Raw genomic sequence first — 13,740 nt, 5'->3', positions numbered from 1 at the left:
TTCTTGCTAGGCTTCAGCCTTCGGGTCACGGTAGGTGCCCTCGAAGATATCGGGGATGCCGTTGTCGTCAGCGTCCACGCTTTCCTTCTCAGCCAGGGCACGGTAGTGCTTGTTACGGCGTGAAAGGATGATGGCACCAACAATTGCGGCGAGCACAGAGCCGAAAAGAATTGCAATCTTGGCATCTTCGGTGTGCGGAGAGCCGTGCGGGAAGGACAGCTCAGCCACCAGCAGGGACACGGTGAAGCCGATACCGCCGGTTGCAGCCAGGCCGACCACGTCAATCCAGGCGACGTCCGGGTCGAGGTTAGCGTTCTTGAAGCGGGTCACGAGCCAGGTGGTACCGAAAATACCGATGGTCTTACCGGCAACCAGCGCAACCATAATGCCGACCGCTACAGAGTCGGTGAGGGCGCGTCCGAGGCCTTCAAAGCCGCCTACAGCCACACCCGCGCTGAAGAACGCGAAGATGGGCACGCAGATGCCGGTAGAGAGGGGGCGGAAGCGGTGCTCCAGCACCTCTGCCAGGCCGTGCTCTGCGTGCGCTGCCTCGGAGCGTGCGGTCATCTTCACGGGCACCAGGAAGCCGAGAACCACACCGGAAATAGTGGCGTGAATACCGGATTCGAGGAAGAGCGCCCAGGTGATGATGCCCAGGGGCAGCAGCAGAACCCATGCGGCGAGAGGCTTCAGGTGCAGCATGGTCTCGCCTCGGTACGCGATGAACGCGAACAGGGCGAGGGGAATCAGCGCGAAGAGCAGGTACTCGCCATGGAAGTTATTGGTATAGAAAATCGCGATAATGCAGATTGCGATGAGGTCGTCGACCACAGCCAGGGTCAGTAGGAAGACGCGCATTGCCGAGGGGAGGAAAGTACCCACGGCAGCAAGAACGGACACCGCAAACGCAATATCGGTTGCGGTGGGGATAGCCCAACCGTGCAGAGCGGTGGGGCTGGTGAAGTTCAGTGCCGTGTAGATAATTGCAGGCACCGCAACACCACCGAAGGCAGCCGCAATCGGCACAATAGCGGTGGAGGGCGACTTGAGGTCACCAATCACGAATTCCTTCTTCAGCTCCAGGCCGGTGAGGAAGAAGAAAACGACGAGCAGACCGTCTGCCGCCCAGGTGCCGATGCTCATCTGCAGGTGGTTGAAACCGGGGATGACCGGGCCAACAACGGTGTCTCGCAGACCAAAGTAGAAGCTGGAGGCGGGGGTGTTGGCGAGTACTACTGCCAGCACCGTCGCAATCAGAAGCACGGTACCGCCGACGGATTCGGCACGCAGAATGTCGGCTACGCGGCGTGAGTTGCTATAGGAGCCGCGGCTGAGGGTATCTGGGTTGGTGTGAGTCATTCTCTCCTCTTTCTGCCGTGGTATTACGCGGCATCTAAGGTTTTTAAGTTTACTCTGCGCTGTATGAGTATTCGAGTATCCGCTGGCGGCTTTTAGCTCCTGGACGGTGCACAGTGGTGAGTTTTCAGGTGTTAAATGCATAAACGTTCCGCCCTCGCCGCGGTGTGCGGGGAGGGCGGAACGTTAAATATTCTGCAGGTATTCTGCGGGTTCGACTAGGGGCCTAGTCGCACGAATATGAGATTATGCGCCTGCGATTGCGGGTGCGCCGGACTCCTGACCGTGGTCGTCGCCCAGCTCGCGTGCAACGTAGTTCTCCAGGTCGAAGAGGTTGCCGTTTGCGCGCTTTACAACGGTTACGAGGGTCTCCATGGTTGCAACTTCCTCAACCTGTTCCTTCAGGAACCAGAGGATGAACTGCTCGCCCAGTGCGTAGTTCTCAGCGCGTGCTGCGGAGAACAGTGCCTCGATCTGGCCGGTGACAACCTTCTCCTGTGCCAGGGACATGTCAACGATTTCCTGGACGTTCTCGAAGTCGTTCTTGACGGCGGGAACAGCGGGGATCTCAACCTTGTGGCCGCGGTCCAGCTTGTACTGAACCATCATGAGTGCGTGCTCGCGCTCCTCGAGGGACTGGCGGTAGAAGAACTTAGCCAGCTGGGGCAGGTCTTCGCCGTCGAGCCAGATAGCCATGGACAGGTACTGGTGAGATGCTGCGAACTCGTGGCCGATCTGCTCGTTCAGAAGGTCGTAGAAAGACTTAGACATTGTGGTTTCTCCTTATATGGTGATTGCTTCGTAGGCGCCGGATGGCGCGGTGCAACCTGTTGATGTTTATCGTACGGTGTGCAGTGGGTCGTGTACAGAGAGAAAAGGCTAATCGGTGGGGTAGATGAGGTAATCCTGACATATTGTCACCACTACCCTTAGTGTGGGTGACCTGAATATACCCTTTGGTTTGGGTGGTATTAGGTGTGTTTCCTTGATATTTCGCGGTTTAACGGGTCGTTCACCCCCTCAATATCCCTCAAACACGCACTATGCCGGAGGCGGTATCACTTGATACCTTGGTGCTTCGGCGCGGGGTAAGAAGCCGTAAAAATTTTAAAAATTTTTTTGCATGTAACAATACGGGGTCTTCCGTGACGCCCTTCAAGCCGATGCAATGCAGCTCAGACACCTTCTTGCGGGCGAGGCATTGAGGCATTGGCGAGGTGTTAAAAGACGGTGTTAAAGAGATAAGGCACAGTCCCCGCCGGAGGAATGTGCCTTATCTCTTGTTCTCTCAACTCTCACCCACGAGACGGGTGGAGGAGGTTATTGAGTGGGGTAGTCCCCACGCTTGAGTGCATCAATTGAGATGACATTCGAAGGGGTGCTCCCCAGGATGGCCTCACCAATCTCTGCAAGGTTCTCAACCTGCTGGGTAGTCAGGTGGTCGAAAATCTGGCGGCGCACTTCGTTAACGTGGCCGGGTGCCACCTCCTGCACCTTCTGCTCGCCTGCGGGGAGCAGATGACAGATGCTGACGCGGCGGTCTTCTGCACTGAGAGAGCGACGGACGTAGCCATCCTTCTCTAGACGCGCGACGACGCGAGAGAGGCGTGCGGGCAGGGTGTTGGTGGTAATCGCCAGCTCGGTCATGGTGAGGGAATGATCCTCGGACTCGGATAGCATCGCGAGCACCATGTATTCAACAAAACTAATACCAGCTTCGCTCTGCAGCTGGTTTTCCAGCTTGCGGGTGAGGCTGAAGATGATGGAGCTGATAAAGAGCCAGCCTTCTCGTTCCTGCGGGCTGAGCCACTGGACGGGTTCGCTGTGTGCGGTGTTTTCAGACCGCTGCGCAGACGTGGTTGGTGTGGACACGGGATTGGTTCCTCTTTTATCGGATATGGAGCTCCCTTATTAAGGGGAGATGCGGTGTGTTGGCACCCATTGTAGCGAAAGGTCTTACCTGAAACTCAAAATTGGTACGGTCAAGTAATGCTTGACACTTTAGTGCTAATTTTTTGAGGGGTGCTAGGGTCATCTTTTTGCACGCAGTGACTGCAAATACCCCGGATAGAGGGGTGATTTACAACATACATTAAAAGATTTCCGGTACAAGTATAGATGAGAACGTACCAAGAGGCATACTCGTGTGCCGAGCCAAGTTCCGCGGAATATCAAGGGTTTTAGGGGGTGTGATGAAAATTCTGAGGGGTGCAAAGAGGTTGCCAAGGGTGAAAAATAACGAAACGATAACAAAAATTTTAAAAAAATCTCGGTTTTGGCTTTGCAACCGTAATGAAACCGTGTACACTAATTACATAACGGGGTCGAAGGAAGCCTCCGAGGCGAGACCGGAAGCTCGCTTCGATAGGTTCGACTCTCTATTTATCGGTGATTGTCGTCGGTGTACGAGTAACTCGTATTTCTACCGACGGATGTGCGGTGCGGATGCAGTTCGTGGTTGGGCTGCATTCCGTACCGTATCTTTTTAACTCGAATCTCTATCAACTCACTCCAAGAGCATCCCGCGGCGGATGCTCTTTTTCTTTGCCCTCATATGGGCGCCAGCAAAGGTGTGATACGAGCTAGGGGAGGGGCGTATGAGGTGGTGTGCCCATCTGTACCGTGCGGCTGCACTATTGCTGTGCCGCATCGTGCCGAAATGGTTATCCACAGGGGTTATCCACAGTGTGGAGAACTTACACGCGTGTGATTTTATGGAGGCGGTATCGAGCTCGCTGAGCGTTAAAAATGAGGCTGCCGCAGGGAAATTCTTGTAATTACAGGCTTCTGCGGGCGTTAAAACCGAGAGGAAGTTCTTAAACAGAAGGTCTTTTCACCTTTAAATCCGCGGAACTCAAGAATTTCCATACCTGTGGATAACCCTGTGCACTTAATCCACCGCCTCCACCGTATAGAGGGGCTACGCTGTCGCTAGGTGCCGCTATTACGGCCCAATATTTTGGCTCATAGAAGGAAAAAGCCGCGGAGGAGAGCAGAAAAAGTGGCGGATTATCCCCCGCGCATCCCCAGTAAGAGGTGTTATCCACAGGGGTTTTCCACAGTGTGGAGAACTTACAGCACTGTTATTCACATGAGTGCATACCCAGGTATTTCAATGCAGAATAGGGCACCGAGCCTGAAAATCCTGTTGATACACAGGGTTATCCACAGTTGTGGGGAAAAGTCTCTGCCTAAAATCCACAGGCTCGAGCGTGGTCTTACATAAATGTGACGCTCCCCAATTCGTGAAAAGTAAAGTAAACGCTACGCTGGTAATCTTTAATACGAGCCAAGTTTTCTAATGAAAGGCATCATCATGGCTGAAAAGTACACTCTCCCCGAGCTCCCCTACGACTACGCGGCGCTCGAGCCCCACATCTCCGCAAAGATCATGGAGCTGCACCACGACAAGCACCACGCAGCATACGTTGCAGGCGCTAACGCAGCTCTCGAGCAGCTCGAAGAGGCACGCGAGAACGGTGCATACGGCAACGTCTCCAAGCTCTCCAAGGACCTGGCATTCAACCTGGGTGGTCACACCAACCACTCCATCTTCTGGAACAACCTGTCCCCCGAGGGTGGCGACAAGCCCACCGGCGAGCTGGCAGCAGCAATCGACGAGTTCTTCGGCTCCTTCGACAAGTTCCGCGAGCACTTCACCAACGTTGCACTGACCATTCAGGGCTCCGGCTGGGCAATCCTCGCATGGGACACCGTTGGCAAGCGCCTCATCATCGAGCAGCTCTACGATCAGCAGGGCAACATCTCCGTTGCACTGATCCCCGTTCTGCAGCTGGACATGTGGGAGCACGCATTCTACCTGGACTACCAGAACGTCAAGGGCGACTACGTCAAGGCATTCTGGAACATTGTGAACTGGGCTGACGTTCAGGCTCGCTTCGAGCGCGCAGTGTCCCAGACCAAGGGCCTGGTCCTCTAATCTAAGTTTTCGCCAGCGCGGTGACGTAGCCGCGGTGAGATAACTGAAACGGGTGCCCGGCGCCTCCATATTCGGAGGTGCCGGGCACCCGTTTGTTGTATTCAGGTGTTGCCCAGCGGGGTTGGGCGTGGAACCCTAGAGCGCCAGCGTGCGGTACACCAAACCGCGGCGTCCCGAACGTGCTTTTTGCTCTACCAAACCTCGCTGGATTAGCTTGGGTAGCGCGTAACGTACCTGCCGTGTACTCAACTCGGTGTTTTCCGCGATATCAGCGACGGTAGCGGGTCCACGGGTCAAAGCAACGTACACCTGGGATTCCGTGGGGGATAGATTTTCCGGTATCTCAGCACGTTGAGGAGGCGAGGATACCTCCATTATGCTCGTAGGCTGCGTGTTATCGGCAGGGCGGTAGATAATGACGCGTACCTGGATACCCTCATCGATAATATGCGCCTTACGCAACCCGGCATCAACCAGGGCCTGTTGTGCAGCTAGGATACCGCCGCCTTCGCCTTCGATTAGTCGGTGACCGTCACTGAGACGAATGTTCTGGCAGATAGCATAGAGCGCCTCGTTTACAGCCGCGGGGCGATGCACGAGGCCTACCTGACTCGGCAGGATGCCCCAAAAACCGCCAGGGCTGATGATTTCAATACGGCCGCGTTTGATAAAAATCTGTATAAATTTTCCGGATGCATCCCGTTCATAGCTCCGGTGGACGAGTGCGTTAGCCACGAACTCACGGAGAGCTACCAGGGGGATTTCTGGCTGATCGATGAGCCCCGCACCATTGGGAGCTGTGACGGTGCGGTTCTTGATGTTGCGCATAAGCCATGCAAGGGTATCTTCAAGCATGGCGGGAATAGGGCCTTCACTTCGAAAACGGTCATCATTGCGGGCGTTGCCGCTTACAGAAACTATGCCGATAATGCTTGCCCCAGCATAGAATTGCTGCGGGTAATCACCCAGGGCGCATAGCCCGGCTAAGGTCAACTCGTCATGGGCATCAATGACGTTGCGTTTGCGCAGGATCTCCGCGTCGGAGTCATTACGTAGACGCGCTGAGGAAAGACGCACCTGGTGTAGGAAATCCTCGGTGTAGGATTTGTCCAAATCTTCACTGGATGTGTTGGGAATTGATTGTAGGTCATTGTGTGGTTTGTGGCGCTGCGCGTACATTAGACTGAGCGCGTAGCCATCCATTGGGTAGTCGCCGTCTCCGAGTCGCTGGTAGGCTATATTACCTTTGAAGCAGGGACGTTCCTGCACCGGCAGACCCGGAACGGTTACGATGAGTAGCTGATGGCCATCCAAAGTTATATCGTCGGTTTCTACTACGATTTTTGGCTTAAGATTTTGAGCAGCATCAATAATCTTTGCCCGCAAATCTTCAACATCATAAACACCTACAGGTGCAAACTCCTGAGATTCGTCGACACCGCATATGATTGTGCCTCCGTCGGGAAGGTTAGCAAAGCTACAGATAGTTTCCGCCACGGAAGAGGGGTAACCCATGTGGGCTGATTTAACCTCTACTGTCAGGCTGTCTCTGCCTAGAAGCCGTAGCTCGTTGAGTGTTTGTGTTAGTTCTTCAGGCGTATACATGTACATATTGTAATTCCTGGAGTGACATTTTGAGCCTCATGCGGGACATTAATTACAAATAAGATGGATTTTAGTGACAAATATGTAACTATCGAGGATGATTTGTTACATAAATAGTAGGCGGTCTGCGAAGTTGGGTGAATGTGTTCCGGCTGCTGCCATGGTGGGTGCCCGGCGCCTCCATATTCGGAGGTGCCGGGCACCCGTTTGTTGTATTCAGGTGTTGCCCCGCGGGGTTAGGCGCGGAATTCTAGAGCGCCAGCGTGCGATCAATGCGGATGCGGTGACAGAAATCCTCATCATGGCTCACCACAATGAGCGCGCCGGTGTAAGCTTCGAGCGCCTGCACCAGCCAATCCACCGAAGAAATATCGAGGTTATTCGTCGGCTCGTCCAACATGAGCAGCTGCGGCACCGGGTCAGCCAGAAGCACCTGCGCCACCGCAGCACGGAACCGCTCACCACCGGAGAGCTCACCGGTCTTATGGTGCACACTCTCGCGACGGAACAGCAGCCGCGCCAGCTGGTCACGCAGATGCTGTTCACTCACGCCCGGGTTAGCACGCTGCACGCACTGCAGAAGAGTGAGCTCCGGGTCGAGGGTGATGCGCTGAGGAATATACGCCCCCTCGATGGAGTACTCGACGCGGTAGGCGGGCTGCACGGGGGAGCGGTACTCCGGGTCGCCGGCGTGGGCAATTGCCTCAAGGAGGGTGGTCTTGCCGCTACCGTTTGCGCCGGTGATGCGCAGGTGCTCGGGGCCGCTGAGAATCAGGTGCTCGGGGCGCTCCGCCGGGGTTCCCTGCTGGTTCTCGCTATCAGCCTCGGCGGGTGAAATATGCAGAGAATCAACCTTGGTGGGTTGCCGAACGGTAAATGTTTCACGTGAAACTGGGTGGCTATCAACCCTGCTCAGCTCCAGCACCTTGCGTCCTGCGGGTAGGGGCTGCTGGCTCAGTTCGGCATAGATTTTCTCCTGCACGCGCACCTCGTCTTGAGCGCTCTGGTACTCCTCCTGAGCCTGCTCCTGCTTGCCGACACGCAGAACTCGAAGCTTCGCCGCCGCCTGCCGTGAGGCGTCCTTCGCGAGGGCAAGAATCGTATCCGGCTGGTCGTCCTTCCACACCTGCGCCATGTTCTTCGAAATAATCTCTTGCGCATGCACCCACTCACGGTGCGCAGAACGTACCCGGTTTTTCGCCTCGGTTACCCGACGCTGAGCTGCCTGCTGTTCGGTGTCCAGCGCCTGGCGGTAGGTGCTGTAGTTACCCTCGAAGAGGCGCAGATGAGCCACCCCCTGCCGGTTGGCGTGAAGCTCGGCAATCACATTCACGCGCTCCAGCAGATCGCGGTCGTGGCTAATAATGAGCGCCGGGCAGGGCAGCGCCTCCAGCGCCGTGAAGAGCTGAGCCTTCGCCGCGGAATCCAGGTTATTGGTCGGCTCATCCAGCAGGATGAACTCGGGGTCAGAAATCATCAGCGAGGCAAGTGCGGCGATGACCGCCTCGCCACCGGAGAAGCTGCGCATACTGCGAGCAAAGAGCGCGCGAACCGCCTCCGGACTATCGCGATCAACTAGGGTCGCCGGGGTGAAACCGTAGGTCGCAAGAGCCGCCAGGGTGCGCTCCTCAACGTCCCAGTTATCGCCAATAGTGTCGTAGAGTTCGGGGGAGTATTCGCCGGATTCCACTGCCTGTAGTGCCCGCAGAATCTCGGAGATTCCGCAGAGCTCGGCTAGGGTCTGCTCCCGATCCAGACCCAAATCCTGAGGTAGATACGCCATGCGTTCCGGTGCTGCCAAAGAACCGGAATCCGGGGTCAAATCGCCCAGAATCAACCTCATGAGGGTTGTTTTTCCGCAACCATTGTCGCCAATGAGCCCGGTCAGAGGTGCCGAAAACACCGCCGACAGGTCGATGAAGAGCGCGGGCTCGCTCGGGTGCGCGTACGAAATATGGTCGAGTGTAATGTGACGTGACATGGGCTGAGTTCCTTCGAGTAGGTGCTCGGGTCCCTCAACCGCCGGCGCAAAAGTACTGCGGAGATTATGAGAAGGAGGTCGCCTTCAAAGGGCGCAAAAAACCCGAGCGTAACGGTGGGTGTACCTGTGCCCGGGTGTGCGCGCTGATTGGAACACGCAGAAAATGTATCCGTAGAGTTGCTGCGTGAGCGCGCGAAAAAACTGTTAGATCCGGGCTTATGCTCGGTGGGTCATTTCTTTGATGCCTCCTAGATTCCGAATACCGCCCCGGTCATGCCTTGGGTGGCTTCGGTCAAACGATACGTTCAGTCCCTTAGGCTACCCCCACGGTGGGGTAGCGCGGATAGAGAGCTGAGGATTCCAGCATAGGAACTATATGGGCGGCGGGTCAAGCACCCTCCCATGTAGGAGAAGATTCAGCATGCTGATTCCCCGAATGGTTCCTTCCCGAGAGTTTTTGTTGAAAGGTTGAGTGTGCGGTCAATGCGGATGCGGAGGCAAAAATCCTCATCATGGCTCACTACAATGAGTGCGCCGGTATAGGCTTCGAGCGCCTGCACCAGCCAATCCACCGAGGAAATATCGAGGTTATTCGTCGGCTCATCCAATATGAGTAGCTGCGGCACCGGGTCAGCCAGAAGCACCTGCGCCACCGCGGCACGGAAGCGCTCACCTCCGGATAAATCCCCAATGCGCTGATGTACGCTTTCGCGACGGAAGAGCAGGCGTGCCAGCTGGTCACGCAGATGCTGTTCGCTCGCACCGGGATTCGCCCTCTGTACGGTTTCAAGGAGGGTGAGCTCCGGGTCGAGGATGATGCGCTGCGGCAGGTATGCGGTGTTGTCCAGACGGTAGAGCACTTGGTATGCAGGCGGCACTGGGGAACGGTAATCAGGGTCATTCGCGTGCGCTATCGCATTGAGAAGCACAGTCTTGCCACTGCCGTTTGCTCCCGTGATGTGCAGGTGTTCGGGTCCGGTCAGGATAAGAACCTCGGGAAAATCTTGGATTTGAAGCAGATAATCAACTTTATATGGTTGTGTTTCACGTGAAACAGTGTTTTGGGTGTATGCATTCTTAAGGTCGGCGCTCTGCGGTGTAGATGCGCAAGAGTCGTTCTCCACCCGATGTAATTCCAGTACTTTCCGTCCCAGCGGGAGCGCATCCTGAGCAAGTTCCAGATAGATACGCTCCTGCACGCGCAGGTTCTCTTGGGCTTCTCCAACTGCCGCACGTGCATCCGCCACCATGCTTTCGTGGGCTGTGTGAAGTTTCCCGGCAGAGCGCTCTGAACTGTTTTTATCCAGGCCCATAGCCATGCCAGGTTTCCGCTTTGACCGTTCAAATTCGCGGCCTCGGCGGGTGTTGCGATCGAGCTTAATCTGGTTCTCGGCGCGCTCACGCTCAGCCTTACGTGCCTCATTCTTCGCCTCGGTCACGCGACGCTGAGCTGCCTGCTGTTCGGTCTCCAGTGCCTGCCGGTAGGTGCTGTAGTTACCTTCAAAGAGGCGTAGATGAGCCAGTCCCTGACGGTCGGCGTGAAGCTCGGCAATGACGTTCACGCGCTCCAGTAGATCGCGGTCGTGGCTAATAATGAGCGCCGGGCAGGTGAGGGTTTCAAGAGCCGTATAAAGCCGATTCTTCGCCGAAGAATCCAGATTATTTGTGGGCTCATCCAGCAGAATGAACTCTGGGTCTGAATACAGAAGCGCGGTGAGTGCGGCTGTGACCGTCTGACCACCTGAAAAGGTGCTAAGGGGACGCATCAGAAGGTTGCGACGGGCCTGTGTATCGGTCGTAGTGAGGGCAGGACCAAAACCATGTTCGGCAAGGGCTGCGAGGGTGCGTTCTTCAATATCCCAGGCGTCGCCTATGGTGTCGTAAAGGCTGGGGGAATAGTCGCCCGATTCCAGCGCATCAAGCGCCTGCAGTATTTTTGTAATTCCAAAAATATCGGCAAGATGCTGATGCCCACTCAACCCTAAATCTTGCGGTAGGTACGCTATGCGCTGTGGGGTGCTGATTATGCCTTGACTAGGGTTTATGTCGCCAAGAATAAGTCTGAAGAGGGTGGTTTTTCCGGCGCCGTTATCGCCGATAAGTCCGGTGAGTGGCGCAGAAAATACCGCGGAAAGGTCGGTGAAAAGTGGGGGCTCACCCGGATGCGCATACGAAATATGGTCGAGTGTAATGTGGTGTGGCATGGGTCGAGTTCCTTCGAATGGGTGCTCGGATTCCCGCCATCGTAGTGCACGCTAGGCATGAGAATATGAAAAAACCCGAGCTCGGTCTGTAGGTACACGTAAGCCCGGGTAGTGGGGTGGACGCATAAAAGCGCATTGACCTGGTGTTGTTGGATCCGGGCTTATGCTCGGTGGGTCATTTCTTTGATGCCTCCTAGATTCCGAATACCGCCCCGGTCGTACCTTGGGTGGCTTCGGTCAAACATTGCGCTCAGCCTCTTAGGTTTCCCCCACGGTGGGACAACACGGATAGAGAGCTGATGGCTCAAGCATAGGGAGCGTGCGGGTATTGCGTCAAACACCCTCCCGCAAAACCTTCTGACAAGTTCCGATACCCCTAGAGAACGCAAAAGGAGGGGCGACACCACTCGGTGCCGCCCCTCCTTTTAGGCATTAAATCTGCGCGCGTAAACCGTGTAAACCGCGCGAAACGCTACTACGCCTCGTGGCGCTCACGGTACATGCCCAGCGGGCCCGCATCCGCGTACGCCTGAGCGTCGTTGTAACGATACAGGCGCGGCGGGCGGTGGCGGGTGCCCTCCACGCGGCGGCCGGTGTCAATAATCGACTTCGACGCCGCAATCTGGCGGCGGAAGTTCGCCGGATCCAGGGTGCGACCCAGAATCGCCTCGTACACCTCACGCAGCTGCGCCAGGGTGAACTCCTCACCCAGGAACGAGTGCGCGATACGCGAGTACTCGACCTTGTTCTGCAGGCGGTAGAGCGCGTACTCGATGATTTCGTTGTGATCGAAGGCAAGCTCGGGCAGCTCATCCACCGGGAACCAGCGGATGTTCTCGTGCACGCGAGTGTTTGCGACCTCGGTGGCGGGAATCGACGCCCAGTACACCACGGAAACCACGCGCTCGTGATCGGCGCCGGGTGCCGGGTCGGGTTCACCCACAACGCGGGCGGCACGCGCCTCGGGGGTGCGCAGAACATCACCGAATGCGTAGAGCTGCTCCAGGTAGCCGGGCTGCAGGTTGGTGGCACGCTTCAGGGTCGAAGCGGCAGCCTCTTCCAGAGAAAGATTCGGATTGAGCGGACCGCCAGGAAGCGCCCACTGACCCTTATAGGGCTCGCGGAGGCGGCGAACCAGCGGCAGCCACAGGGTCGGGTGGGTCTCGTTATCCTTGGGACGCAAAGCTAGAATCACGGTCGAGACAGCGAGAGATACAGAAGTGTGGTCCACGTCGTTGTGCTCTTCAGTGGCGACTGCGCCGGGAAGAGGCTGGGATGCGATGCTCATTCAGGCCTCCTGTGCGAATGGGTATCGATAGGTGTGCATACTCTACCCATTTTAAGGGGTTAATAGGGTAAAAATGCACGCAAGGCACCCGCTGACCCGAAAACCGGTACCATCCGCGTCGTGTCAAGGGGAAAAAGTTCAGGTACCGGACACGCAAAGCGCCCCTCCGGCATGTCCAATAGAACAATGCGGAGAGGCGCCTCAAGGTCTAACTATGCAACGTCTAACTACGTAAGTTTGGATGCAGAGTCGCGGTGCAGACTAGTCGATCTGCAGCTCGCCCATGGCGTCCCAGCCCTCGCCGTCAATCAGGCGAGAGATAATCTTCGGGGTTGCGGTCAGCATGGGGCGCATGTCCTTCAGAGCCTGCTGGAAGTGGTCAGAGTTCACGTGCGGGCCAGCTGCGTTGTCGTTGAAAGCCTCGAGCAGAACGAACTCGTTCGGGTCCTCAACGCTGCGGGACCACTCGAAGAACTTGTTGCCTTCCTCGGCGCGGGTTGCCTCGGTGAAAGCGCGGGTCTTCTCAATCCACTGGTCAGTGTATTCGGGCTTGACGGGGAACTTTACAGCAATGAAAATCATCGGAACTCCTTGATTGAAGAGTAGATATGTACCCTTCCAGTTTAAGCCGCGGGTGCTCGCCGGCGCTGAAAAATATGGTGTGAGACAGCGGTTTTAGCTTGTGGCTTTAACCGCTGTATCGAGTGGATTCTTGTTCTAGCGTGCCGCTGCCTTGAGCACTTGCAGTGCACGTTCGAGCGCCGCACGGTCTGCCGCGATGGCTGCGGCCCTCTGCGGGCTGGCGGAGTCGCCTCCGAACGCCGCGTTGTAGTACATGCCGTCACCCAGAAGCAGCACGGCGCGGGCAATCTGCTCGTCACCCAGCTCAGCGAGGACGAGCGCATGCCATCCCTCCTGCACGCGGCTCATGGTCTGCTGGGCGAGCTCATTGTTGTTCTGCGCCAGGCGGCTGAGGGCGATGAGCGCACGGTCGAAGGGGGTGTTATCCGGCGTGGAGGAATTGATGTAGTAGGCGCTTGCCCCCTCGGGTGCCTGCTCCATCGCCGCGAAATCCTCTTCGGCCAGGGCAAGGGTGCGTTCGGCGAGCGCCTCAAGCAGTGCCTTCTTGGAGGCGAAGTGGTAGAGTAGCCCGCCCTTGGAAACCTTGGCGGCGGTGGCGACTGCGTCGAGGGTTGCGGCGCGTTCTCCCGAGCGAATCAGCAGGTCGACGTAGGTGTCGAGGATGTGCTCGCGGGAGTTGTTGGCGCGCTGTTTGCGGTGGTTGGGGGTGGTCATGGTTACCAGTCTAACCGCTTGAAACTATACCGTCCAGTTGGTATAGTTAATCTTCGTTTGTGGACCCGCC

At 56.6% G+C, this 13,740-nt stretch carries 10 protein-coding genes; 1 reads left to right on the top strand and 9 read right to left on the bottom strand.

Annotation, left to right across the window (positions count from 1 at the left end):
- Positions 1–6 precede the first annotated feature (6 nt).
- The 3 genes from nhaA to RWL87_RS07870 all read right to left on the bottom strand — a co-directional run bounded on the left by nhaA (position 7) and on the right by RWL87_RS07870 (position 3,228).
- Entirely contained in the window at positions 7–1,359 is a 1,353-nt protein-coding gene (gene nhaA, locus RWL87_RS07880; protein ID WP_313969496.1) for a Na+/H+ antiporter NhaA, read from the bottom strand.
- 243 nt (positions 1,360–1,602) lie between these two features.
- Complete coding sequence (locus RWL87_RS07875; RefSeq protein WP_049333759.1) at positions 1,603–2,127, bottom strand: ferritin; 525 nt, start codon at positions 2,125–2,127, stop codon at positions 1,603–1,605.
- A 549-nt stretch (positions 2,128–2,676) separates the two neighbouring features.
- The gene (locus RWL87_RS07870; RefSeq protein ID WP_313969495.1) at positions 2,677–3,228 is read right to left on the bottom strand and encodes a MarR family winged helix-turn-helix transcriptional regulator; all 552 of its coding nucleotides are present in this window, start codon (positions 3,226–3,228) and stop codon (positions 2,677–2,679) included.
- A 1,444-nt stretch (positions 3,229–4,672) separates the two neighbouring features.
- Between RWL87_RS07870 and RWL87_RS07865 the strand changes: the two genes are divergently transcribed.
- Positions 4,673–5,296, top strand: a complete 624-nt coding sequence (locus RWL87_RS07865) for a superoxide dismutase (protein ID WP_044150883.1) — start codon at positions 4,673–4,675, stop codon at positions 5,294–5,296.
- 135 nt (positions 5,297–5,431) lie between these two features.
- On the opposite strand, the gene RWL87_RS07860 is transcribed toward RWL87_RS07865, so the two are convergent.
- From RWL87_RS07860 to RWL87_RS07835, 6 genes are all read right to left on the bottom strand, one after another.
- Positions 5,432–6,901, bottom strand: coding sequence for an RNA-binding domain-containing protein (locus RWL87_RS07860; protein WP_298699682.1), 1,470 nt, complete (start codon positions 6,899–6,901; stop codon positions 5,432–5,434).
- A gap of 250 nt (positions 6,902–7,151) precedes the next feature.
- Positions 7,152–8,882 carry an ATP-binding cassette domain-containing protein gene (locus RWL87_RS07855; protein ID WP_313969494.1) on the bottom strand — a complete coding sequence of 577 codons (1,731 nt, stop codon included), beginning with the start codon at positions 8,880–8,882 and terminating at the stop codon, positions 7,152–7,154.
- 416 nt (positions 8,883–9,298) lie between these two features.
- Positions 9,299–11,086, bottom strand: a complete 1,788-nt coding sequence (locus tag RWL87_RS07850) for an ATP-binding cassette domain-containing protein (protein WP_313969493.1) — start codon at positions 11,084–11,086, stop codon at positions 9,299–9,301.
- 475 nt (positions 11,087–11,561) lie between these two features.
- Positions 11,562–12,374, bottom strand: a complete 813-nt coding sequence (locus RWL87_RS07845; protein WP_313969492.1) for an NrtR DNA-binding winged helix domain-containing protein — start codon at positions 12,372–12,374, stop codon at positions 11,562–11,564.
- Between the two features lie 261 nt (positions 12,375–12,635).
- A complete protein-coding gene (locus RWL87_RS07840) occupies positions 12,636–12,956 on the bottom strand; it encodes a putative quinol monooxygenase (RefSeq protein WP_313969491.1) in 321 nt (106 codons plus the stop codon).
- Positions 12,957–13,091: 135 nt separating this feature from the next.
- The gene (locus RWL87_RS07835; protein WP_313969490.1) at positions 13,092–13,670 is read right to left on the bottom strand and encodes a TetR/AcrR family transcriptional regulator; all 579 of its coding nucleotides are present in this window, start codon (positions 13,668–13,670) and stop codon (positions 13,092–13,094) included.
- Positions 13,671–13,740 lie beyond the last annotated feature (70 nt).

It is taken from the genome of uncultured Rothia sp., assembly GCF_963555405.1.
In the GTDB taxonomy this organism is placed as follows: domain Bacteria; phylum Actinomycetota; class Actinomycetes; order Actinomycetales; family Micrococcaceae; genus Rothia.
This window is presented reverse-complemented; position numbering and strand designations above follow the sequence as displayed.